Annotated in this window: 22 protein-coding genes, 1 pseudogene and 1 riboswitch; of the genes and pseudogenes, 11 read left to right on the forward strand and 12 right to left on the reverse strand. The window is 57.0% G+C overall.

Going from position 1 to position 22,406, the window contains the following annotated elements; translation table 11 throughout:
- The first annotated feature begins 17 nt into the window (after positions 1-17).
- Together prc and htpX are read left to right on the forward strand one after the other, a co-directional pair.
- Positions 18-2,066 carry a carboxy terminal-processing peptidase gene (gene prc / locus ACOI6Z_RS03060; protein ID WP_032453364.1) on the forward strand — a complete coding sequence of 683 codons (2,049 nt, stop codon included), beginning with the start codon at positions 18-20 and terminating at the stop codon, positions 2,064-2,066.
- 234 nt (positions 2,067-2,300) lie between these two features.
- Positions 2,301-3,185, forward strand: coding sequence for a protease HtpX (gene htpX, locus ACOI6Z_RS03065; protein WP_023290225.1), 885 nt, complete (start codon positions 2,301-2,303; stop codon positions 3,183-3,185).
- Positions 3,186-3,254: 69 nt separating this feature from the next.
- On the opposite strand, the gene ACOI6Z_RS03070 is transcribed toward htpX, so the two are convergent.
- On the reverse strand, positions 3,255-4,625 hold the full coding sequence (locus tag ACOI6Z_RS03070; RefSeq protein ID WP_044523967.1) for an MFS transporter: 1,371 nt from the start codon (positions 4,623-4,625) through the stop codon (positions 3,255-3,257).
- 177 nt (positions 4,626-4,802) lie between these two features.
- Here ACOI6Z_RS03070 and kdgR point away from each other — a divergent pair, with 177 nt between their 5' ends.
- Positions 4,803-5,594, forward strand: a complete 792-nt coding sequence (gene kdgR, locus ACOI6Z_RS03075; RefSeq protein ID WP_004203369.1) for a DNA-binding transcriptional regulator KdgR — start codon at positions 4,803-4,805, stop codon at positions 5,592-5,594.
- Positions 5,595-5,651: 57 nt separating this feature from the next.
- Here kdgR and ACOI6Z_RS03080 read toward each other — a convergent pair whose 3' ends face one another.
- Positions 5,652-5,891: a YobH family protein gene (locus tag ACOI6Z_RS03080; protein WP_023290223.1), complete on the reverse strand. Its 240-nt coding sequence runs from the start codon at positions 5,889-5,891 to the stop codon at positions 5,652-5,654.
- Positions 5,892-6,050: 159 nt separating this feature from the next.
- Here ACOI6Z_RS03080 and mgrB point away from each other — a divergent pair, with 159 nt between their 5' ends.
- The 6 genes and pseudogenes from mgrB (at position 6,051) to rlmA (ending at position 10,309) form a co-directional block, all read left to right on the forward strand.
- Complete coding sequence (gene mgrB, locus ACOI6Z_RS03085; protein WP_002911375.1) at positions 6,051-6,194, forward strand: PhoP/PhoQ regulator MgrB; 144 nt, start codon at positions 6,051-6,053, stop codon at positions 6,192-6,194.
- A 74-nt stretch (positions 6,195-6,268) separates the two neighbouring features.
- Positions 6,269-6,559: a YebO family protein gene (locus ACOI6Z_RS03090; RefSeq protein WP_023290222.1), complete on the forward strand. Its 291-nt coding sequence runs from the start codon at positions 6,269-6,271 to the stop codon at positions 6,557-6,559.
- 591 nt (positions 6,560-7,150) lie between these two features.
- Positions 7,151-7,222, forward strand: a pseudogene (locus ACOI6Z_RS03095) (DUF2627 domain-containing protein); the annotation flags it as partial.
- Between the two features lie 85 nt (positions 7,223-7,307).
- Positions 7,308-7,517, forward strand: coding sequence for a transcription antiterminator/RNA stability regulator CspE (gene cspE / locus ACOI6Z_RS03100; RefSeq protein ID WP_001062678.1), 210 nt, complete (start codon positions 7,308-7,310; stop codon positions 7,515-7,517).
- Positions 7,518-7,704: 187 nt separating this feature from the next.
- Complete coding sequence (gene ftsI / locus ACOI6Z_RS03105) at positions 7,705-9,453, forward strand: peptidoglycan glycosyltransferase FtsI (protein ID WP_032428912.1); 1,749 nt, start codon at positions 7,705-7,707, stop codon at positions 9,451-9,453.
- A gap of 61 nt (positions 9,454-9,514) precedes the next feature.
- Positions 9,515-10,309, forward strand: a complete 795-nt coding sequence (gene rlmA / locus ACOI6Z_RS03110; RefSeq protein ID WP_420686928.1) for a 23S rRNA (guanine(745)-N(1))-methyltransferase — start codon at positions 9,515-9,517, stop codon at positions 10,307-10,309.
- Positions 10,310-10,312: 3 nt separating this feature from the next.
- Here the strand turns inward: rlmA and mntP are convergent, their stop codons facing one another.
- From mntP to manX, 5 genes are all read right to left on the reverse strand, one after another.
- Positions 10,313-10,879: a manganese efflux pump MntP gene (gene mntP / locus ACOI6Z_RS03115; RefSeq protein WP_023290219.1), complete on the reverse strand. Its 567-nt coding sequence runs from the start codon at positions 10,877-10,879 to the stop codon at positions 10,313-10,315.
- A 117-nt stretch (positions 10,880-10,996) separates the two neighbouring features.
- A riboswitch (yybP-ykoY riboswitch) is annotated at positions 10,997-11,099 on the reverse strand.
- 199 nt (positions 11,100-11,298) lie between these two features.
- Complete coding sequence (locus tag ACOI6Z_RS03120; RefSeq protein ID WP_023290218.1) at positions 11,299-11,757, reverse strand: DUF986 family protein; 459 nt, start codon at positions 11,755-11,757, stop codon at positions 11,299-11,301.
- Positions 11,758-11,819: 62 nt separating this feature from the next.
- Positions 11,820-12,671, reverse strand: coding sequence for a PTS mannose transporter subunit IID (locus ACOI6Z_RS03125; protein ID WP_004145526.1), 852 nt, complete (start codon positions 12,669-12,671; stop codon positions 11,820-11,822).
- A 12-nt stretch (positions 12,672-12,683) separates the two neighbouring features.
- Complete coding sequence (locus ACOI6Z_RS03130; RefSeq protein ID WP_004203359.1) at positions 12,684-13,484, reverse strand: PTS mannose/fructose/sorbose transporter subunit IIC; 801 nt, start codon at positions 13,482-13,484, stop codon at positions 12,684-12,686.
- Positions 13,485-13,540: 56 nt separating this feature from the next.
- Positions 13,541-14,512, reverse strand: a complete 972-nt coding sequence (gene manX, locus ACOI6Z_RS03135; protein ID WP_008804289.1) for a PTS mannose transporter subunit IIAB — start codon at positions 14,510-14,512, stop codon at positions 13,541-13,543.
- A 446-nt stretch (positions 14,513-14,958) separates the two neighbouring features.
- On the opposite strand from manX, the gene yoaE reads away from it, so the two are divergent.
- Positions 14,959-16,518: a CNNM family cation transport protein YoaE gene (gene yoaE / locus ACOI6Z_RS03140; protein WP_023290217.1), complete on the forward strand. Its 1,560-nt coding sequence runs from the start codon at positions 14,959-14,961 to the stop codon at positions 16,516-16,518.
- A 36-nt stretch (positions 16,519-16,554) separates the two neighbouring features.
- Here the strand turns inward: yoaE and ACOI6Z_RS03145 are convergent, their stop codons facing one another.
- From ACOI6Z_RS03145 to pabB, 4 genes are all read right to left on the reverse strand, one after another.
- Positions 16,555-18,111 carry an EAL domain-containing protein gene (locus tag ACOI6Z_RS03145; RefSeq protein ID WP_420686929.1) on the reverse strand — a complete coding sequence of 519 codons (1,557 nt, stop codon included), beginning with the start codon at positions 18,109-18,111 and terminating at the stop codon, positions 16,555-16,557.
- Positions 18,112-18,300: 189 nt separating this feature from the next.
- On the reverse strand, positions 18,301-19,665 hold the full coding sequence (gene sdaA / locus ACOI6Z_RS03150; RefSeq protein ID WP_004203344.1) for an L-serine ammonia-lyase: 1,365 nt from the start codon (positions 19,663-19,665) through the stop codon (positions 18,301-18,303).
- Between the two features lie 162 nt (positions 19,666-19,827).
- The gene (locus tag ACOI6Z_RS03155; protein WP_023290215.1) at positions 19,828-20,406 is read right to left on the reverse strand and encodes a CoA pyrophosphatase; all 579 of its coding nucleotides are present in this window, start codon (positions 20,404-20,406) and stop codon (positions 19,828-19,830) included.
- A 3-nt stretch (positions 20,407-20,409) separates the two neighbouring features.
- Positions 20,410-21,765 carry an aminodeoxychorismate synthase component 1 gene (gene pabB / locus ACOI6Z_RS03160; RefSeq protein ID WP_064157411.1) on the reverse strand — a complete coding sequence of 452 codons (1,356 nt, stop codon included), beginning with the start codon at positions 21,763-21,765 and terminating at the stop codon, positions 20,410-20,412.
- A gap of 88 nt (positions 21,766-21,853) precedes the next feature.
- Between pabB and ACOI6Z_RS03165 the strand changes: the two genes are divergently transcribed.
- Entirely contained in the window at positions 21,854-22,039 is a 186-nt protein-coding gene (locus ACOI6Z_RS03165) for a YoaH family protein (protein WP_004203339.1), read from the forward strand.
- On the opposite strand, the gene ACOI6Z_RS03170 is transcribed toward ACOI6Z_RS03165, so the two are convergent.
- Positions 22,040-22,384, reverse strand: a complete 345-nt coding sequence (locus ACOI6Z_RS03170; protein WP_002910910.1) for a RidA family protein — start codon at positions 22,382-22,384, stop codon at positions 22,040-22,042.
- Positions 22,385-22,406: the final 22 nt, after the last annotated feature.

A 22,406-nucleotide genomic window follows, 5' to 3' on the forward strand; every position in this document is an offset into this window, starting at 1 on the left:
CGGAGGCCGGGCCAGGCATGAACACATTTTTTAAAATCACCGCGCTTGCGGGCCTGCTGGCAATAGCAGGCCATGCGTTCGCTGTTGATGAAATAACCCGTGCAGATCAAATCCCCGTGCTGAAAGAAGAGCCGCAGCACGCGACGGTGAGCGAGCGCGTGACATCGCGCTTTACCCGCTCTCACTACCGTCAGTTCGATCTCGACAACGCCTTCTCGGCAAAGATTTTTGACCGTTATCTGAACCTGCTGGATTACAGCCATAATGTGCTGCTGGCCAGCGATGTGGCGAAGTTCGCGGCGAAAAAAGACCAAATCGGCGACGAACTGCGCACCGGGAAACTGGACGTCTTCTATGACCTCTACAACCTGGCGCAGCAGCGCCGCTTCGAGCGCTATCAGTATGCGCTGAAGGTGCTGGAACGTCCGATGGACTTTACCGGCAACGATAATTTCAACCTTGACCGCTCCAAAGCGCCGTGGCCGAAAGACGAGGCCGAGCTGAACAAGCTGTGGGACGCCAAGGTGAAATTTGACCAGTTAAGCCTGAAGCTGGCGGGGAAAGACGATAAAGAGATCCGCGACACCTTAACCCGTCGCTATAAGTTCGCTATCCGTCGTCTGGCGCAAACCAACAGCGAAGATGTCTTCTCGCTGGCGATGACCGCCTTCGCCCGCGAAATCGACCCGCACACCAACTATCTGTCGCCGCGCAATACCGAGCAGTTCAACACCGAGATGAGTCTCTCACTCGAAGGGATCGGCGCTGTGCTGCAGATGGATGATGACTACACGGTCATTAATTCGCTGGTGGCGGGTGGTCCGGCTGCGAAGAGCAAAGCGATCAGCGTCGGCGACCGCATTGTCGGCGTCGGCCAGACCGGGAAGTCGATGGTCGATGTGATTGGCTGGCGTCTGGATGACGTCGTGGCGCTGATTAAAGGGCCGAAGGGCAGCAAGGTTCGCCTTGAGATCCTGCCGGCCGGCAAAGGGGCCAAGACGCGTATCGTCACCCTGACCCGCGAACGCATCCGTCTGGAAGACCGCGCGGTGAAGATGTCGGTGAAAACCGTCGGTAAAGAAAAAGTCGGCGTGCTGGATATCCCGGGCTTTTACGTCGGCCTGACCGATGACGTGAAAGTGCAGTTGCAGAAGCTGGAAAAACAGAACGTCAGCAGCGTGGTTATCGATCTGCGCAGCAACGGCGGCGGGGCGCTGACCGAAGCGGTATCGCTCTCGGGGCTGTTTATTCCGTCCGGCCCGGTGGTGCAGGTGCGGGATAACAATGGCAAGGTGCGCGAAGACAGCGATAACGATGGCGTAGTCTATTACAAAGGGCCGCTGGTGGTGCTGGTTGACCGCTTTAGCGCCTCAGCGTCTGAGATCTTTGCCGCCGCAATGCAGGATTATGGCCGCGCGCTGATCGTTGGCGAGCCGACCTTCGGTAAAGGTACCGTACAGCAGTATCGCTCGTTGAATCGTATCTACGATCAGATGCTGCGTCCGGACTGGCCGGCGTTAGGTTCCGTTCAGTACACCATCCAGAAGTTCTACCGCATTAACGGCGGCAGTACTCAGCGCAAAGGCGTAACGCCGGATATCATGATGCCAACCGGAAATGAAGATCGCGAAACCGGCGAGCAGTATGAAGACAACGCGCTGCCGTGGGATAGCATCAACGCGGCCACCTACGTGAAGTCCGGGGACCTCGCCCCGTTTGGACCGGAACTGCTCAAGCGCCACGACGAGCGTATTGCCCAGGATCCTGAGTTCCAGTACATCATGAAGGATATTGCCCGTTATAACGCGATGAAGGACAAACGTAACATCGTCTCTCTGAACTACGCGCAGCGTGAAAAAGAGAACGAAGAGGATGATGCGATTCGTCTGGCGCGGATTAACGATCGCCTGAAACGCGAAGGCAAACCGCCGCTGAAAAAACTGGACGATCTGCCGAAGGATTACCAGGAGCCGGATCCGTATCTTGATGAAACGGTCCATATCGCGGTAGACCTGGCGCATCTCGAAAAAGCGCGCCCGGCGGTGGAACCGCCGGCCAGCCAATAAGTCGCCAACGGGCACCCTGAGAGGTGCCCGTTTTTTTATGCGCCTGGTCATCGCCATTCAGCTCATCTAACAAAATGTCAACCTGCTCTGCCGCTGTCAGCAAGATGCTACAAAATGTAAAGTTGTGTTTTTATCGTGACTTAGCGGGGGCTGATGGTTGAAAATTGCAGCCTGACCCATACGATGTGGGTAATCGCATAGTGCGTTTTGTTAAATTGAGGTAAAAAGAAAATTATGATGCGAATCGCGCTTTTCCTGCTGACGAACCTGGCAGTGATGGTCGTGTTCGGGCTGGTGTTAAGCCTCACGGGGATCCAATCCAGCAGCATGACCGGTCTGTTGATTATGGCCCTGCTGTTCGGCTTCGGTGGTTCTATCGTTTCGCTGATGATGTCGAAATGGATGGCGCTGAAGTCTGTGGGTGGGGAAGTGATCGAGCAGCCGCGCAACGAAACGGAACGCTGGCTGATGAACACCGTTGCACAGCAGGCGCAGCAGGCGGGCATTGCCATGCCGCAGGTGGCTATCTATCACGCCCCTGACATCAACGCCTTCGCTACCGGCGCGCGTCGCGACGCCTCGCTGGTTGCCGTCAGTACCGGGCTGTTGCAAAACATGAGCCGTGATGAAGCGGAAGCGGTCATCGCCCATGAAATCAGCCACATCGCCAATGGCGATATGGTCACCATGACGCTGATCCAGGGGGTGGTAAACACCTTCGTTATCTTTATCTCCCGCGTTATCGCGCAGATTGCGGCCGGCTTCCTCGGCGGCAACCGGGAAGATGAAGGCGAGAGCAGCAATGGCAACCCGCTGATCTACTTCGCCGTCGCCACGGTGCTGGAGCTGGTGTTCGGTATTCTGGCCAGCATTATCACCATGTGGTTCTCTCGTCATCGCGAGTTCCATGCTGATGCCGGCTCGGCGCGCCTGGTGGGCCGCGAGAAGATGATTGCCGCCCTGCAGCGTCTGAAAACCAGCTATGAGCCGCAGGAAGCCAGCAGCATGATGGCGTTCTGCATTAATGGTAAAGCGAAATCCATGAGCGAGCTGTTTATGACCCACCCGCCGCTGGACAAGCGTATTGAAGCCCTGCGTAGCGGTGAATATCTGAAATAGTCCGTCATCTGACGCTGAAAATAAAAATCCGCAGCCCGAAGGCTGCGGATTTTTTTTTGTCCTTCATCGTCAGGCTGCGCGCGGCTGGGTGACGCGCAGACCGCTAATCAGCGCCGCGACGGTCGCCAGGATGCCGGCCAGCAGCAGGGCGGTGTGGGTGCCGCTGTTGCCGAGCAGGTTGAACAGCAGGGCCACCAGCGCGGCGCCGGTGCTCTGGCCGAGCAGGCGAGCGGTGCCCAGCATGCCGCTGGCGCCGCCGCTGCGATGGCTCGGCGCCGAGGCGACAATGGTGTGGTTGTTGGGCGACTGGAACAGCCCGAAGCCGGCGCCGCACAGCGCCATACGCCAGATAATATCCAGATCGGTGGGCGATGCCGGAAGCAGCGCCAGACCGAACAGGCCGCAGGCCATAACCAGCAGCCCAATGGCCCCCAGCAGCCCCGCATGGCATTTCTCGATTAAATAGCCGGCCAGCGGCGCCATCACCATCGTCGCCAGCGGCCACGGCGTCAGCAGCAGGCCGGTTTCCACTTCGCTGCGCCCCATCATCGTCTGCAGGAAGAAAGGCAGAGAGACCATCGCCAGCATCTGTGCGCAGAAGGAGCAGATGGAGGTGCAGATTGAGAGGGAGAAGAGCGGGATGCGCAGCAGATCGACCGGCAGCAGCGGGACGGGCATCGTGAGCTGACGGCGAACGAAGAAAAAGCCTACCACCAGCATAGCGGCGACCTCCGCCAGCACCAGCTGCGTGGACTGGCCCTGGGCGAAACCGCTCAGGGCGGTGATCAACAGCCCGAAGGTCAGCGCGTTCATGATGGCGCTCGGCAAATCGAAGCGGACGATTTTGCTGCGCGCGCTGTTGGGCGGCAGAAAGCGCATGGCCAGGACAAAGGCGACGATGCCGAGAGGCACGTTAATTAAAAACAGCCATTGCCATGAGGCGAGGGAGAGGATGGCGGCGGCGATCGTCGGGCCTGCCGCCGAAGAGACGGCGACGACAAAGGAGTTGATACCCATGCCGCGACCGAGAAAGCGCTGCGGATAAATCAGGCGGATCAACGCCGTGTTTACGCTCATCAGCGCGGCGCCGCCTAGTCCCTGGGCGACGCGGGCGAAGGTCAGCATTTCGAGGCTGCGCGACAGGGCGCAGGCCAGCGAGGTAAAGATAAACACCACCAGGCCTATCTTATAGATACGGCGATAACCGACCATGTCGCCGAGGAAAGAGAGCGGCAGCAGGGCGATAACAATGGCGATTTGGTAGGCGTTAACGATCCAGATTGAAGCCGCCGGCGAGGCGTTAAGATCGCTGGCGATGGTTGGCAGCGCGACGTTAGCGATAGCCCCGTCGAGCACGGCCATGGTCAGCCCAAGCACAATGGTCAGAATGGCGCCATAGCGTTGCGGCAGCGGCACGCCATCGGATGAATTTTTATCCATGGTGAATATAAGTCTTAAATGAAACGGTTTTTTGAATGATGAGTTTAGCATTGATTATTCCGCAGTATGTCGCAGATTTGTAACGAAGTGGCAGAAGAATGATTGCGGCGCAGAGGCGGCGAATTTATAATAAAAACCGGTTCTAAATTTTATAAAACAGTTACGACGAGGTGATAAATGGCAGGTGCAGATTTGGATAAACAGCCAGATTCTGTCTCTTCGGTATTGAAGGTTTTCGGCATCCTGCAGGCGCTGGGTGAAGAGCGTGAAATTGGCATTACCGAACTGTCCCAGCGCGTCATGATGTCGAAAAGCACCGTTTATCGCTTTTTACAGACCATGAAATCACTGGGCTATGTGGCGCAGGAGGGAGAGTCTGAGAAATACTCCCTCACGCTCAAACTGTTCGAGCTGGGCGCGCGCGCGCTGCAGAACGTCGATCTGGTGCGCAGCGCCGATATTCAGATGCGGGAACTCTCCCGCCTGACGAAAGAGACTATCCATCTCGGCGCGCTGGATGAAGACAGTATTGTTTACATTCACAAGATTGATTCAATGTATAACCTGCGGATGTACTCGCGTATCGGCCGTCGCAACCCGCTGTACAGCACCGCGATTGGCAAGGTTCTGCTGGCGTGGCGCGATCGCAGCGAAGTGGAGCAGATCCTTGACGGCGTGGAGTATAAACGCAGCACCGAGCGGACCATCACTAGTACCGCTGAGTTGCTGAAGGTGCTGGATGGCGTTCGCGAGCAGGGGTATGGCGAAGATAACGAAGAGCAGGAAGAGGGGCTACGCTGCATCGGGGTACCGGTATTCGACCGTTTCGGCGTGGTCATCGCCGGGCTGAGTATCTCTTTCCCGACCTTACGTTTCTCTGAAGAACGTTTGCATGAATATGTGGCGATGCTGCACCAGGCGGCGCGCAAGATTTCTGAGCAGATGGGATATAACGACTACCCCTTCTGACCCGGCGCTGAAGCATTCGGCGACCGCGGCGCTATCGTCGCGGTCGCCGGTTCGATCTTAGCCGTTATCGACGACGGTTGCGCTTTTACGCAGCAGCGGGCAGCTGCTGACGCCGATCACGCCGCTATTGGAATGCACATAAAGTGCGGTACTGACCCCACGGGCGGTGAGGTATTGACACTTCAGGCCCAGACCGCCGACGTTTTCTTCACTGTGGAATAATACCCCGTAGCCGCTTAATAATACGCCAATCCATAAGATAGCCACTACGACAATAGTACGAATGATTAATCGCATTGATGCCTCATTATTTGTAAGATCCTTGCCGTGATTTTGACACGAACACGTTTTGAAACAAGTCGATGATTCCTAAACTTGCCTTTCGTATTACAGTTAGCCGCGGTTTAAGAAGGCCGTGTTATCCTGGCGACATAAAGTACTGATGCGGAGAGTGGAGTGAAAAAATTACGGTGGGTTTTACTGATAGTCATCATAGCAGGCTGCCTGTTGCTGTGGACTCAGATGCTTAACGTAATGTGCGACCAGGATGTTCAGTTTTTCAGCGGCATTTGCACTATCAACAAATTTATCCCGTGGTAAGACATTTTTCTGACGACTGATTTCCTTCTGCGCCGCGGGTGGTAGAATGAACGCCTTCTCTTTGAGGTGGTGAAATGAGTGAGTTACTAAATCCTGGGATCTTAAATCTGGCATCGCTGGCCGTGTCTGTGGCGCTGCTGCTTGTCGGTCTGTTGTTATGGTTCTTCGTCAACCGCGCCAGCTCGCGGGCGAATGAGCAGATAGAACTGCTGCAGGCGCTGTTGGATCAGCAAAAGCGGCAGAATGCGCTGCTACGTCGCCTGTGCGAAGCCAGTGCGCCGGAAAAAGAGGACGTGGCTGAGCCGACCGTCGCCGGTAAGGCGAAAGGGGAGGACGAGTTTATCCGCCTGGTGGCAGAGCGCTAAGTACCTCGACAGGTGTGCATCATAAGATGCGCACCTGCATGATAGCGGGCGGTAATATCTTATTCTTATTCCATTATTCCTTTCTCAATGTACTATCCCCTTTTTTACACGCTGTAAATAAAGTGATCCCCGCCGCGTTTATTGTTGGATAACGTGACGCTGTCATCTTTTTTTCATTATTAAGGTGCAGAATTAGCACTATTTTTAGCGTGACGACTAACAGGTTTTATTATCACTACACTGGCGTGGCTTTAGCGATTTTTCGTCTGGGGTTATAACGAATTTTGCGCATCAATATTCATCACGGCCCGCCAGTCGCCTGTATACTGGCAGTTCGTATACGGACATACCTGGACGAAGCGAAGTTGTTGAGCTATGGTAAAAAAGTTGCCGTTACCGGGCTGCGCTCTTGCGTTATTGATAACCGCCATAGCGCCTTGCCAGGGGCGACAAACACGCATAAATGTGCAGGCGATCAAAGGATTACCTTATAATTTGTGCGAACGATCGAGACACGTTTAAAAATGGCTTGCCATTATTTACGTAGTGTGTGATAACACCTTTCGGGTTAAACGAGGTACAGTTCTGTTTATGTGTGGCATTTTCAGTAAAGAAGTCCTGAGTAAACACGTTGTCGTTGAATACCGCTTCTCTGCCGAACCTTAAATTAGTGCCTCATGCAGTTATGTGTCAGTTTTATCTATGTAAACGCCAGCAGGCGAAGAAAACAGTCTAAGGAATTTTGCAAATGGCAAAGATTAAAGGTCAAGTTAAGTGGTTCAACGAGTCTAAAGGTTTTGGTTTCATTACTCCGGCTGATGGCAGCAAAGACGTGTTCGTACACTTCTCCGCTATCCAGGGTAACGGCTTCAAAACTCTGGCTGAAGGCCAGAACGTTGAGTTCGAAATTCAGGACGGCCAGAAAGGTCCGGCTGCAGTTAACGTAACTGCTATCTGATACAAGACCACTCTTCTTGTATAAAAGCCTCGCCTGCGCGGGGCTTTTGCGTTTTTATTGCAAAGCATGTCATTTTTCCCCCTCTCGTCGCGTCTTGTTGCAAATACTCAACTTTATTAGCATTGTGTAGCAGTCTGTTTTGCTAATTTTCTGTTAAATCAGTTGGTTGCAAAACAATGCCGGAGCTATGGTGCTAAATAAAAAAATGAAGTCCGCCGCCAGCTTTACCCCGATTCGCTTCGGGTTACTCTGCGTGGCCATACTCGGTTGTCTGGGACTGCTATTGGCCCGCGTGGGCTGGCTGCAGATTATTTCCCCCGATAATCTGGTAAAACAAGAGGATATGCGTTCTCTGCGCGAAGAGCCCGTTGCGGTTGAGCGGGGGATGATCACCGACCGGGAAGGACGACCGCTGGCGGTGAGCGTTCCGGTCAGCGCAATCTGGATCGACCCGCAGACCACCATGGAGAAGGGCGGCGTCGGCTACGGACCCCGCTGGCAGGCGATGGCCGAAGCGCTGCATCTCAACCTCGGGGAACTGGCCCAGCGGGTACAGAGCCATCCCCACGCCCGCTTTCTCTATCTGGCGCGGCAGATCAATCCCGAGCAGGCGGCGTGGATTGATAAACTGCATCTGCCAGGCGTCTACCTGCGCGATGAATCGCGGCGTTTCTATCCGGCAGGCCATGTGGCTGCCAATCTGCTGGGCTTTACCAATGTCGATAATCAGGGCATCGAAGGGGTGGAGAAAAGCTTCAACGCCCAGCTGACCGGTAAACCCGGGCGACGTCTGGTGCGGAAAGATAAACATGGCAATGTGATTGAGAACATTACCGAAGTACCGCCGGTGCCGGCGCATAATCTGCAGCTGAGTATCGATGAGCGCCTGCAGACGGTGACGGAAGATGCCCTCGACAACGCTGTTCGCTGGAATAAAGCCGAGTCCGGGGCGGCGGTGCTGATTAAAATCGATACCGGCGAGATCCTGGCGATGGCCAGCTATCCGGACTTCAATCCCAACAATCGCGATGCCGCAACGCTGGATGATTTTCGCAACCGGGCCATCAGCGATACCTTCGAGCCGGGGTCGACCGTCAAACCGCTGGTGATCATGACCGCGCTGCAGCAGGGGATTGTCCAGCCGGACAGCGTCGTGGACACTCATCCGTTTGTCCTCGACGGCCACCGTATCCGCGATGTCGGCTATTATCCGGAGCTGAGCCTGACCGGCATCCTGCAGAAATCCAGCGATACCGGCGTATCGCATCTCTCGCTCGCCATGCCGGTGCAGCATCTGATTGACACCTATACGGCTTTCGGCTTCGGCGAGCCGACGGGGTTGGGGTTGACCGGCGAAAGCGCCGGGCTGATGCCGCATCGTCGTTACTGGGGGCAATTGGATCGTGCCACCTTCGCTTTCGGCTATGGTTTGATGGTTACCCCGCTCCAGCTGGCGCACGTTTACGCCACCATCGGCGGCTTCGGCATACAACGACCGTTGTCGATCACCCGCATTGATCCGCCGGTGATTGGCACGCGCGTAATGCCGGAGAATATTGTTCACAGCGTGGAGCATATGATGGAGAGCGTGGCGCTCCCGGGCGGGGGCGGTACCAAAGCGGCGGTGCGCGACTACCGGGTGGCGGTAAAAACGGGGACGGCGAAGAAAATCGGTCCGGACGGCAAATATATCGACAAATATGTGGCCTATACCGCCGGCGTGGCGCCCGCCAGCCGTCCGCAGTTCGCGCTGGTTGTAGTGATGAACGACCCGAGCAATGGCTCCTATTACGGCGGGGCCGTTTCCGCCCCGGTATTCAGCCAGATTATGGGCGATGTCCTGCGGCTGGAGAACGTCATGCCGGACGGCATGCCACAAGGCGCGGAGAATCTGATCGTTATGCACGACAGCCACCCGCTGGCGCCGGCGCTGTAACAGTGGTCTGCAGGGGCGAATAGCGCTACACTTTCGCCCTTTCAGCGACACCGGAGCCGTCATGTCATACAGTTGCCCCCTTTGCCACGCGCCGCTCAGCCGTAGCGACAATCACTATTCCTGCCCGCAGCGGCACCAGTTCGATCTGGCGAAAGAGGGGTACGTCAATCTGCTACCGGTGCAGTTCAAACGGTCGCGCGATCCCGGCGACAGCGCTGAGATGATGCAGGCCCGTCGGGCGTTCCTCGACGCCGGGCATTATCAGCCGCTGCGGGACGCTATCGCTGAGCGAATGCGGCACGCTGCCCCTCAGGCATTACTGGATATCGGCTGCGGCGAAGGCTATTACACCCACGCATTTGCCGCCTTCGCCAGCCGCAGCTGGGGGCTGGACGTGTCGAAGCCGGCAATCCGTGCGGCGGCGAAACGCTATCCGCAGGTGAATTTTTGCGTCGCCTCCAGCCAGCGGCTGCCATTCTCCGATAACAGCTTCGATGCGGTGGTGCGCATTTACGCCCCCTGCAACGCCGGTGAGCTGGCGCGGGTGGTGCGGCCTGGCGGATGGGTGATCACTGCCACGCCGGGACCCCGCCATCTGCTGGAGCTGAAAGGGCTGATTTACGATGAGATCCGCCTGCATGAGCTGAAGACGGAAGCGATGCCGGGGTTCCGCCTGGATGCTCAGCAGCAGCTGGCTTATCCGATGACCCTGACGGGAAGTGAAGCGCAGGCCCTGCTGCAGATGACGCCGTTCGCGTGGCGGGCCAAAGCCGAAGTGCATGACGCGCTGCGTCAGCAGGCGACCTTTGGCTGCCAGACCGATTTTATGATCCATTGCTGGCAGCGTGAGGAGTAAAGCTTAACCGGCGAAATGGCTCCATAGAATTTCGCTGCCGATGCCAATCAGTACGATACCGCCGAGAATTTCGGCCCGTTTGCCCAGCAGCGGGCCGATAAAGCGACCCACCATGATCCCCAGCGTCGACATGATAAAGGTGGCGCAGCCGATCGCCAGCGCGGTGGTCACAATGCTGACCTGCAGGAAGGCCAGACCGACGCCGACGGCCATCGCGTCAAGGCTGGTGGCGAAGGCGGTGGTGACCAGCAGCCAGAAGCCATGCCGGCGGGGCGCCTCGCACGCCTCGTCGCTATCGCCGCGAAGCCCTTCGACAATCATCCGCCCGCCGAGAAACACCAGCAGAATAAAAGCAATCCAGTGATTCCACTCGAGCACAAACTGGCTGGCCAGCATGCCCAGTCCCCAGCCGACCAGCGGCGTCAGGGTTTCAATGGCGCCAAAAATCAGCCCGGTGCGTACAGCTTCTGAGAATTTGGGTTTATGCAGGGTGGCGCCTTTGCCGATAGAGGCCGCGAAGGCGTCCATAGACATGCCGAAAGCGAGAAGAAGGGTTGCGGATAAATTCATGTGCCTGTCCTGACCGGGGATAATCCATATGACACATCGCTGCCCCCAGTAAATATACGCGGAGCCGCTCAATGGCTGAGCAATACGTACAGCAGTGATGTATCTATGGTCTCGCCTGATTGAATCACTTCAACCCGTACGTGCCACGTTTTGCAACGAGTATGTTGACACGTACATTTCCTGACGGGCAGGAAATCGGCTACTCCCCAATGACGGGCGCAACCTTAACATATTTTTAGAATATAAAACAATAACAGAAGAGCGCTATTTTAATAACCAAATGATAACGATTTTCATTTGAATTTATAAGTAAATAAATAGTTAATGAAAAACAGAAGGGCAGAGGGGGAAATATAGCCATGGCTATATAATTTCCCAGACGAAATCTGAAAAAACATAGCGTTGGCTATATTTTTAAATCATTGAGTTGAAACGAGAAGTTTGTATATTTTCTCCAGATCGTCGATATTTCGTACGCGAATCAGCAGCCGCCGTTGCTCTAATTGCATCACCAGTACGCCGTCTTCGGATAAATTCATCTCTTTAATTCGCTGATATTCTATCCACACGTTGGCGAAGAAAAAGCCGCGCGGTTTAAAAATGATTTTCGGCGTACGGATCCAGAATAAATAGAGTCCCATCAGCGCCAGCGCAGATAATAGCCAGGTGGTGATCGCGGTGCCGTGCTGGGTGATGTTGTTATAGATCAGAATGGCGATGAGGCCGACAAAGATCATGCCGTCAACGCGGCTGCGGCGAAGCAGGGGGATGGCCAGCAGCACCGGGCCGTTGCGCCTCGGCATAATAAACTGGTCATACACCGCGTAGGCCAGTAGCGCAAGGATAAACAGGATGATCACCAGGTCCGTGAATGTCATTGCTTTGCGTTCCTCCTGATAAAAAAAAGCCGGGGGCAAGCCCCCGGCGTACAACCTGGAAATTACAGACCCAGCAGACCGACAGCGTAGCCCGCGATACCGATGACAAAGAAGCCAACGATGATCCACAGCGGGTTAACTTTCTTACGCAGCAGCCACATACAGGCGAAGGTCAACAGCAGCGGTACCAGGCCCGGCATCAGCTGGTCGAGGATCGTCTGCACCGTGGTGACGTGAACCTGTCCGTCAGAGCCGGTGATTTTTGACACCACCATCGGAATGTTCACGTGCGTCCACTTGTTAACCAGCGCCCCCATGACAAACAGGCCGAGGATTGACGCCCCCTCAGTCAGTTTCTGCAGGAAGCCGCCGCCCATATCTTTCACGATGTCCACGCCTTTGCGGTAACCGTAGGCGACGCCATAGTAGCGGGTCAGTAGTCGCACCGCGTTGAACAGGATAAAGAACAGCAGAGGTCCGAGCAGGCTTCCGCTCATCGCGATCCCGGCGCCTAAGGCCGCGAACACCGGACGCACCGTACCCCAGAAGATCGGGTCGCCGACGCCGGCCAGCGGCCCCATCAGACCGACTTTGATGCCGTTGATGGCGCCATCGTCAATCTCTGCGCCATTGGCGCGCTGCTCTTCCATCGCCAGCGTTACGCCCAGTACCGGCGCGGCAACGTAAGGATGGGTATTGAAGAACTCAAGGTGACGCTTAATCGCCTGCTTACGCGCATCGTTGTTCTCCGGGTAGAGACGACGAATCGCCGGAACCATAGAGAAGCAGAAGCCCAGCGCCTGCATACGTTCGAAGTTCCATGAACCCTGGAACAGGTTAGAACGAATGAACACGCCACGAATATCACTCTGAGTGAGTTTTTTCTCGGTGGTATTTTTAGTCATATCAACCATTTCGCTCACCTGTTAGTCCAGTTCGTTATCGAGATCGTTGTTACCAGCCGCCTGAGCCGGGGCACCGGCGACGCGGTTATATTTCGGGCTCAGCTGGATGTAGAGGATTGCCATGACCGCGCCAATCACGCCCAGGGCCACCAGGTTGAAGTTGGTGAAGGCGGCGGTGACGAAGCCGAGGTAGAAGAACGGCATCAGGTAGCCCGCGCGCATCATATTGATAACCATCGCGTAACCTACAACCACGATCATGCCGCCGGCGATGTTCAGGCCGCTGGTAACCACTTCAGGGATCGCATTAAGCAGGCCCTGGACTTCGCTGGTACCGACGGAAATGGCCACGATGACGGCCGGGATAGCGATACGCATCGCCTGCAGGAACAGGGATGAGACGTGCAGCCACGACAGGGCGGTCAGGTTGCCATTCTCCGCCGCTTTATCCGCTGCGTGCTGGAAGGCTACGGTGATGGTACGCACGATGATGGTCAGCACCTGGCCTGCAGCCGCCAGCGGGATAGCCAGAGCGATGCCGGCGCCGATGCTCTGATGGCCGGCAATAACCAGAACGGTGGAAATAATGGACGCCAGCGCGGCATCAGGGGCAACCGCCGCACCGATGTTCATCCAGCCCAGGGCGATCATTTCCAGCGTACCGCCGATGATAATACCGGTTTTCATATCGCCGAGAACGGCGCCGATCAGCGTACAGGCGACCAGTGGACGGTGGAACTGAAATTCATCAAGCACCGACTCCATACCCGCAATACACGCGACGATGAACACCAGCACAATCTGAAGAAGGGTAATCTCCATTGTACTTCTCCTGTTGATTAAGTCTTAAAGTGAAAACTGGGGCGCGATCGTCCGGGTTATTTATCAACCTTGGCGATCAGATCCATCATTTTCAGTTTCGGGTCGGTGGACACTTTACGTGCCTCCAGCTCGATACCGCGTGCGTTCAGCTTGTTAAACGCCTCAATATCTTTGGCATCGACCGAAATCGCGTTGTTAACCTGGGTTTTGCCCTGGCGGAACGCCATACCGCCGATGTTGACGCTGGTGATTTTCACGCCGCCCTCGACGATGCGCTCAACGTCGGTCGGGTTAGTAAACAGCAGCATCACGCGCTGTCCGGCGTACATCGGGTTGTTGTAGACGCGGATCATTTTGGCGACGTCCACCACGTGGGCGGTGACGCCCGGCGGCGCAACCTGGGTCAACAGGGTTTTGCGCACGGTATCCGCGGCGACTTCGTCGCTGACGACGATGATGCGGGTGACGTTGGTCTCTTTGGTCCAGCGGGTGGCGACCTGTCCATGGATCAGGCGGTCGTCGATACGCGCAAGGCCAATGACCATGTAGTCATTCGGGCCCATCGGTTTGGCCGGGGCGGCGGCTTTTGGCGCCGCGGCAGGAGCGGGCGCAGGGGCCGCTTTTTCCACCGGTTTGGCCTTCAGCGCTTTCACGCCTTCGCTGCCGGTCTCTACCGCTAAGGCGACCAGCTCATCAAAGGAAGGATCGTCATCACGGGCCATGAAGGTTTCCACCAGCATCGGGATGTTGACGCCGGCGATGACTTCGTAATGCTCTTTATCGACGACAATGCGGCTCGCAGCGTTGAACGGGCTGCCTCCCCATGTATCGACGAGAAACAGCACGCCTTTACTGGTATCCAGTTTTGCCAACTGGGCATTGTATTTCTCGATCAGCGTTTCGGCGTTTTCACCCGGAACGAAATCGATCCAGCCAACGTTTTCCTGCTCGCCCAACAGCATCTCTGCTGTTTTCAGCAGCTGTTCTGCAGCCCAACCATGTGTGCCTATTACAATAGCAATCGTCACTTGCTACCTCCTTTATTATCGTGAATGCATCATCTGCTTTGATACATCCTGAATCACTCTTGAGGACAAAATCGATTCAGTTAGGGTGTAAGATAGAAAATAGTTACTACCGCGAATTATTTTAGACAGTGAAAAAATAATTAATGTGATGAAGATCCGTTAATCAGGCATCGCCTGGTAATAATTTTGCAGCGCAAAAAATAGCCTTAGTTATTGCAAATTCAGGTAAATCTTTTCCAATTTCGATCTATATTTTGCTATGTTTAACTTCCGTTTAATTACTCAGGAGTATAGGGCATAGCCCGCAGTATGGACCGTCATCGACGTCTTTTCACTTTCTGGCACCTGGTTGCCACCTCCACGCATCACGCTTATCTCTCAGCATCTATTGTCGCGTCCGCGCATGACATGGCGATGACTGACGTTGCCGCTAACCGGAGTCGCACATGGAATTGTTAATGGATCCCTCAATCTGGGCCGGCCTGTTGACGCTTATCGTTCTGGAAATTGTGCTCGGTATCGATAACCTGGTGTTTATTGCCATCCTGGCGGACAAGCTGCCGCCGAAGCAGCGTGATAAAGCGCGACTGATCGGCCTGTCGCTGGCGCTGGTGATGCGCCTGGGGCTGCTGTCGGTGATCTCCTGGATGGTGACGCTGACTAAACCGCTGATTACTATCGCCGATTTCTCCTTTTCCGGGCGTGACCTCATCATGCTGCTCGGCGGGATCTTCTTGCTGTTCAAGGCGACAACCGAGCTGCATGAACGGCTGGAAAACCGCCAGCATGACGCCGGGCACGGGAAAGGCTATGCCAGTTTCTGGGTGGTGGTACTGCAGATCGTGGTGCTGGATGCTGTCTTCTCTCTGGATGCGGTGATCACCGCGGTCGGGATGGTGAACCATCTGCCGGTGATGATGGCGGCGGTCGTGATCGCGATGATTATGATGCTGCTGGCGTCCAAGCCGTTGACGCGCTTTGTCAACCAGCACCCGACGGTGGTGGTGCTCTGTCTGAGCTTCCTGTTGATGATCGGCCTGAGCCTGGTGGCGGAAGGGTTTGGCTTCCATATTCCGAAAGGGTACCTGTACGCGGCGATCGGTTTCTCGATCATCATTGAGTTCTTTAACCAGGTGGCGCGCCGCAACTTTGTTCGTCACCAGTCGACGCTGCCGCTGCGCGCCCGTACCGCGGATGCGATCCTGCGCCTGATGGGCGGCCGTAAACAGGCCTCCGTCAACCATGACGCCGACAGCCCGGCGTCGGTGCCGGTACCGGAGGGCGCCTTTGCGGAAGAAGAGCGCTATATGATTAACGGCGTGCTGACGCTGGCTCAGCGCTCTCTGCGCAGCATCATGACTCCGCGCGGGGAAATCAGCTGGGTGGATGCTGAGCAGAGTGAAGATGAAATTCGCCGTCAGCTGCTTTCGTCGCCGCACAGCCTGTTCCCGGTCTGCCGCGGAGAACTGGACGAAATCATTGGCATCGTGCGGGCGAAAGAGATGCTGGTGGCCCTGGAGTCGGGCGAAAACGTCGCGGCGCTGGCCTCCGCCTCTCCGGCGATTGTGGTGCCTGAAACGCTGGACCCGATCAATCTGCTCGGCGTCCTGCGTCGCGCGCGCGGCAGTTTCGTCATCGTGACCAATGAATTTGGCGTGGTGCAGGGGCTGGTGACGCCGCTGGACGTCCTGGAAGCGATCGCCGGTGAATTCCCGGACGCCGATGAGACGCCGGAGATCGTTATCGATGGCGACGGCTGGCTTATTAAGGGGTCGACCGACCTGCATGCGCTGCAGCAGGCGCTGGGGCTGGATCCGCTGATCAATGACGATGAGGATATTGCCACCGTTGCCGGTCTGGTGATCTCCGCCAATGGCCATATCCCGCGCATTGGCGACGTGGTGTCGCTGCCGCCGCTGCATTTCACCGTGGTGGAAGCGAATGACTACCGGGTCGATCTGGTACGCGCGGTGGTCACCCGTCCGCCGAGCGACGAAGAAGAATAATCGTCCTGCGCGCCGGTTCCCGTGGGGGCCGGCGAGTTATTCTGTTGCCTCTTGACTGGCCAGCCACGCCGGGAACGCCTCCACCGGCATCGGCCGCGCATAATAAAACCCCTGCAGCACATCGACGCCGTGGTTTCTGAGGTAGCTTTCCTGCTCCAGCGTCTCCACCCCTTCGGCAACGGTAATAATATTCAGCCGGTTGGCGAGGGAGATAATGATATCGGTCACCGTGGCATTGACGCTGTCTATCCCCACCGAGCTGGTAAACGAGCGGTCAATCTTCAGCACGTCCGGGCGCAGTTTTTCCAGCCATGAGAGCGAACTGTTGCCGGTGCCAAAGTCATCGATCGCCAGCTGTACGCCTTTCAGGTGCAGATCTTCGGCCATATGCTGGTCGCCATCCTGCAGGACATCGCGTTCGGTCAGCTCGACCACCAGCTGTTGTACCGGGTTCATGCTGAACCAGTAATTATGCAGGTCATGCAGCAGTAAGCCGTTGGCGAAGTGGCGGGCAGCGACGTTAATGGCGATATGAAATTGGCGGTCGCTGGGAAAAACATCCAGACGGCGGGCGGTTTCGGCAATGACGTAGCGGGTGAGGGGGATGATCAGATTGTCCCCTTCGGCGATGGGAATAAACACCTCCGGCGAAATCGCTCCGCGGCGAGGGTTGTTCCAGCGCAGCAGGATCTCCACCCCGCAGCAGCGGCCGCTGCGCGCATCCTGCAGCGGCTGGCACCAGAGGGCAAACTCCCGGGCGGAAATACCGAGGCTTATCTCCCGCGAGAAGCTCATTCTTCCGGCGGTGGCCAGCCAGGCGATGCCGGTCATTAGCAGGCTGAAGATCAGCGCCAGCGGCAGCTCGCCGGGCAGTTCTTCGAGGGCGATTGTCGAGGCGCCAGGGCCGTTGATGTTGATGGTAAACGGAAACTCGCTAGAGCGTTGGCGATAAATCACCGTTCCCTGCGGGGTATGCGTTTTATCGAGAAGCCCATCGCGGCTGCTAAAATAACGATCGCCAACCTGCAGGCTGACGTCGCTTATCAGGGATGATTTTTCGTTGAGAATTAAGGTCCCCAGCAGCTCGATATTGACAATCAACATCACGCCGTCCTGGCCGCTTTCCGGGGTGGGGTACCACTGGATCAATACCGGCGTCCCTTTAAGCAGCGATTTTTCGGTTGAAAAGAGTAATAAAGGATGGGGGGCTGGCAGCGAGGGCTGCAGCTGGTGTAAATCCGCCTGCCGTTGCCCGAAAATACTCGAACAGTAAACGATACCGTCCGTCACGAGGACGACGGAACGAACGGTCTGCAACGAGGCTGCCATTTTGCGCAGGGTCAGATGGATATCCGGGCAGCGTTTGCCCACCAGAGGAAGCAGGGTGGTGCGCTCCGCGCTCAGCGGGCGCAGGATATTATTCAGCGCCGCCACCTGCTGGCTGGCGGCCGTGCGGATATAGTCTTCATTTTCGCTACGCTGCGAAATAAATCGAATGGCTAAGGTGGCGCCCAGGGTCACCAGGGCGACCAGCAGGCAGACTATAATGCGTTTGCGGCGATAGGCCGTAATGACTTTTTGTGCAGTCTGCATGTGCGACACCCTGTCGACAGGACGAGTGGTTAAGCGTGGCTTATTTAATAGAGCAATTGTAGTGGCAGAATATCGCCAGGTATAGAAAAAAGAAAATGCGCCACGGAGGGCGCATCAGGAAGGCAGGGGCTTTTAGTTACCCTCGCTCCGCGCCTGCGCCCCGGGAGGCGGCAGGCGAAAGCCAACATGTTAGTCACACTGAACTTTAATCGCCAGGCCGCCTCGCGAGGTTTCGCGGTACTTGGCGTTCATGTCTTTGCCGGTTTCGTACATGGTCTCGATCACTTTATCGAGCGAGACGCGCGGTTCGCTGGTGCGGCGCATCGCCATCCGCGCGGCGTTGATCGCTTTCACGGAGGCGATGGCGTTACGTTCTATGCACGGCACCTGTACCTGACCGGCGACCGGGTCGCAGGTCAGGCCGAGGTTGTGTTCCATACCGATCTCCGCCGCCACGCAGACTTGCTCCGGGCTGGCGCCGAGCAGTTCAGCCAGACCCGCCGCCGCCATCGAGCAGGCGACGCCCACTTCGCCCTGACAGCCGACTTCGGCGCCGGAAATGGAGGCATTCATCTTGTACAGCGCGCCGATCGCACCGCAGGCCATAAAGTAGCGGATATAGATCTCCGGGCTGACGGATTCGATAAAGTGATCGTAATAGGCGAGTACCGCCGGAACGATGCCGCAGGCGCCGTTGGTCGGCGCGGTCACCACGCGACCGCCGGCGGCGTTCTCTTCATTGACCGCCAGCGCGAACATGTTGACCCAGTCAACCACGTTCATCGGATCGCTGGAGAGCTTATCGCTGGCCACCAGCAGACGACGCAGCGCCGAGGCGCGACGCGGCACGCGCAGCGGGCCAGGCAGCACGCCTTCGGTGTTCATGCCGCGGTCGATACAGGCGCGCATGGTCTGCCAGACATTAGCGAAATAGTCCTCGATCTCTTTTTTGCTGTGCAGCGCCAGCTCGTTCTGCATTACCATCCCGGAGAGCGACAGGCCGGTCTCTTTGCAGTAGGCCAGCATTTCCTGCGCCGATTTAAACGGGTAGGGCACCTGCAGTTCGTTGGCGTTTTCTTTGCCGAAGTGCTCTTCGTCGACGATAAAGCCGCCGCCAATCGAGTAATAGGTCTTGCAGTAGATCTCTTTCTCGCCGGCCCAGGCATGAATGGTCATGCCGTTTTCGTGCAGCGGCAGATTGTCGCTGCGAAAACGCATGCCGTCATCCGCCGGGAAGTCGACTTCGTGCTGACCGTTGGCCAGCAGCAGACGGCCGCGTGTCTCGACGTCACGGATAAATGCCGGTATCGCGTCTATATCGACCGTATCGGGCTGATTGCCCGCCAGTCCCATGATAATGGCGATGTCCGTATGGTGGCCTTTGCCGGTTAATGACAGCGAACCGTAGACGTCAACCGCCACGCGGGTCACTGCATTAAGCAATCCTTTTTCGACCAGGTCATCGACGAACTGTTTACCGGCCTTCATCGGGCCAACAGTGTGGGAAGATGAGGGACCAATCCCCACCTTGAACATGTCGAATAGACTAATCACGATAATACTCCTGACAGGGTTACCGCGGGTGCGGTAACGATGTAATAACTGCGCATAGTGTAAGAGGGAAGCGCCCTGTCAGTTCAACTATTCACATGAATTAAACTAATGGATAACCGCGATTTTACTAATAGTGAGAGCGCCCTCTCATAATCAGTATAGCTAAGGGCGCGCGCCTATCTGCAGCGCCAGCTCGCGAATGATCCCGGCGGTCATCCCCCAGACAAAATAATGCTGGTACCAGGAGAGCCAGACGCGGTGGTCGTTGCCCCGGCGGTGGATATCGAGCGGATGATAGCGCCCGAGGCGCAGGGCCTCGGCGAGCGGCATTTCAAATACCGCGGAGACTTCGTCCTGGCTGGCGTGATAGTGCAGATCCGGCGGAATAATACCCACCACCGGCGTCACCTGGAAGCCGGTGACGCTGTCCACCGGCGGCAGAACGCCAATCACCTCAACCGTCTCCGGCGGGATCGCCACCTCTTCCTGGGCTTCGCGCAGAGCGGCGGCGATAAGGGTCGCATCGGTATTATCTACCGCCCCGCCGGGAAAGGCGACCTGGCCGGCGTGCTTGCGCAGCAGCGGCGAGCGCTGGGTCAGCAGCAGGCCAGGCTGCGGCCGGCGCACGATCGGCACCAGTACCGCCGCCTGCCGCTGATTGAGCGCATGGCGCGAAGGCTGAGGGCGCAGCAGCTGGAAGCGGGACAGAAAATCATCCAGATTGAGGGCGTGGTCCGCCATGGTCTAGTTCTCCAGTTGGTGCAGGATACGATTAACTTTATCAAAAGTTTCCTGATATTCCGCATCTTCCTCGCTGTCCGCGACGATACCGCCTCCGGCGGAGCAATACAGTTGCCCCTGCCAGGCCGTCAGGGTGCGAATGGTGATGCTGGTATCCATATTGCCGCAATAGCTCAGATAGCCGACGCTCCCGCACCAGGCGTTGCGTCGCTGGGGTTCCAGTTCATCAATAATCTCCATCGCCCGTACCTTCGGCGCGCCGGTGATCGACCCTCCGGGGAAGGCGGCGCGCAGCAGATCGCTGGCATGAAGCGTCGCCGGCAGGCGGGCGGTGATGGTGCTGACCAGATGATGGACCGCCGGGAACGGCTCCACGACGAACAGCTCGGGGACCCGCACGCTGCCCGGGACGGCGACGCGGCCGATGTCGTTGCGCATCAGGTCGACAATCATTAAATTCTCAGCGCGGTCTTTCGGCGAGTTCGCCAGCTTCTCCGCCTGCTGCGCATCCGCCAGCGGCGAATCGAGCCGCGGCAGGGTGCCCTTAATCGGGCGCGTCTGGATCTCACCCTGGCGGAGCTGAATAAATCGCTCCGGCGACAGGCTTAAAATCGCCCCTTCCGCAAGGCGGATGAAGGCGCTAAAGGGGGCGCGGTTGGCGGCGTTCAGCTGGCGGAAGGCCTGCCATTCATCCCCGACGTAGCGGGCCTGAAAACGCTGGGCGAGGTTGACCTGATAGCAGTCACCGCTGCGCAGATAGGCCTGCACCTGACGAAATTTCTCGCCATACTGCTGGCGGTTCATATTTGACTGCCAGGCCGAGGTCAGGGCGAAGGTTTCACCCGGCGCCGGCGTTTGCGCCTCCAGCCACTGCAGACGCTGCTGCGGGTCGTCATAGCTGAGCAGCGACACCTGCTGGCGCTGATGGTCGACGATCAGCGCCCAGTCATAAATCCCCACCGCCATATCCGGCAGCGCGATATCGGCCTGCGCGGCAGCGGGAAGTCGCTCAAAACGGCGGCCCAGATCGTAACCGAAAAGCCCCAGCGCGCCGCCAAGAAACGGCAGATCCTCATGGGGCTGCGGCGTGAACGGCTGACGATCCAGCTGCTGCTGAAGCAGTTGCAGCGGATCGTCAGCCGAGACACAAACGGTCTCGCCGTCATCGATCCAGGTCTGTTCACCGCGCGTCAGCAACGTGGCGCGCGGGGCCGCCACCAGAATATCAAAACGGTTATGCGGATGGTCGGCAAAGCCGGAATGCAGCAGCATCGCCCAGGGCGTGGCGCTTAACGGCGTAAAATAGTATTCGGCGGCATCCGGGCGCCAGGGCAGGGTAATAATCGCGGGGGACAACATCTTTCTCGATCCTGAACGTTACCGTCCCTCTGGCGTAGGCGGGGACGGCGTGAAATAATTACGCCCCACAATGTAGCAGGAGTACAAGATGTTTGCAGGTTTACCTTCGCTGAGCCACGAGCAACAGCAAAAAGCGGTCGAACGTATCCAGGAACTGATGGCCCAGGGGATGAGCAGCGGCCAGGCGATTGCCCTGGTGGCGGAAGAGCTACGCGCGACTCATACCGGCGAACGGATCGTCGCGCGCTTTGAAGATGAAGACGAAGACGAGTAATTACACCGCGGCGATGATTTTGATCTCAACTTTATATTGCGGGTTCATCAGCGTCGCTTCCACCGTGCAGCGCACCGGGGCGTGACCGGCTACCACCCAGGCGTCCCAGGCTTTATTCATCGCCGCAAAGTCGCTTTTGTCGGCAAGGAAAATAGTGGCGTCAAGAATACGCGACTTGTCGCTGCCCTGTTTTTCCAGCACCGCGTCAATCTGCGCCAGGGTGTTGGCGGTCTGCTCGAAGGCATCGGCATCAAGATTCGCCGGTACGCCGGTGTAGTAAAGGGTCTGATTGTGGATCACCACATCTGACCAGCGGGCTTCGGCATCAATACGCGTAATTGTCATTTCTCATTCCTCTTTGAGCATT

This window comes from Klebsiella sp. C239, from assembly GCF_048822715.1.
GTDB lineage: Bacteria > Pseudomonadota > Gammaproteobacteria > Enterobacterales > Enterobacteriaceae > Klebsiella > Klebsiella quasipneumoniae.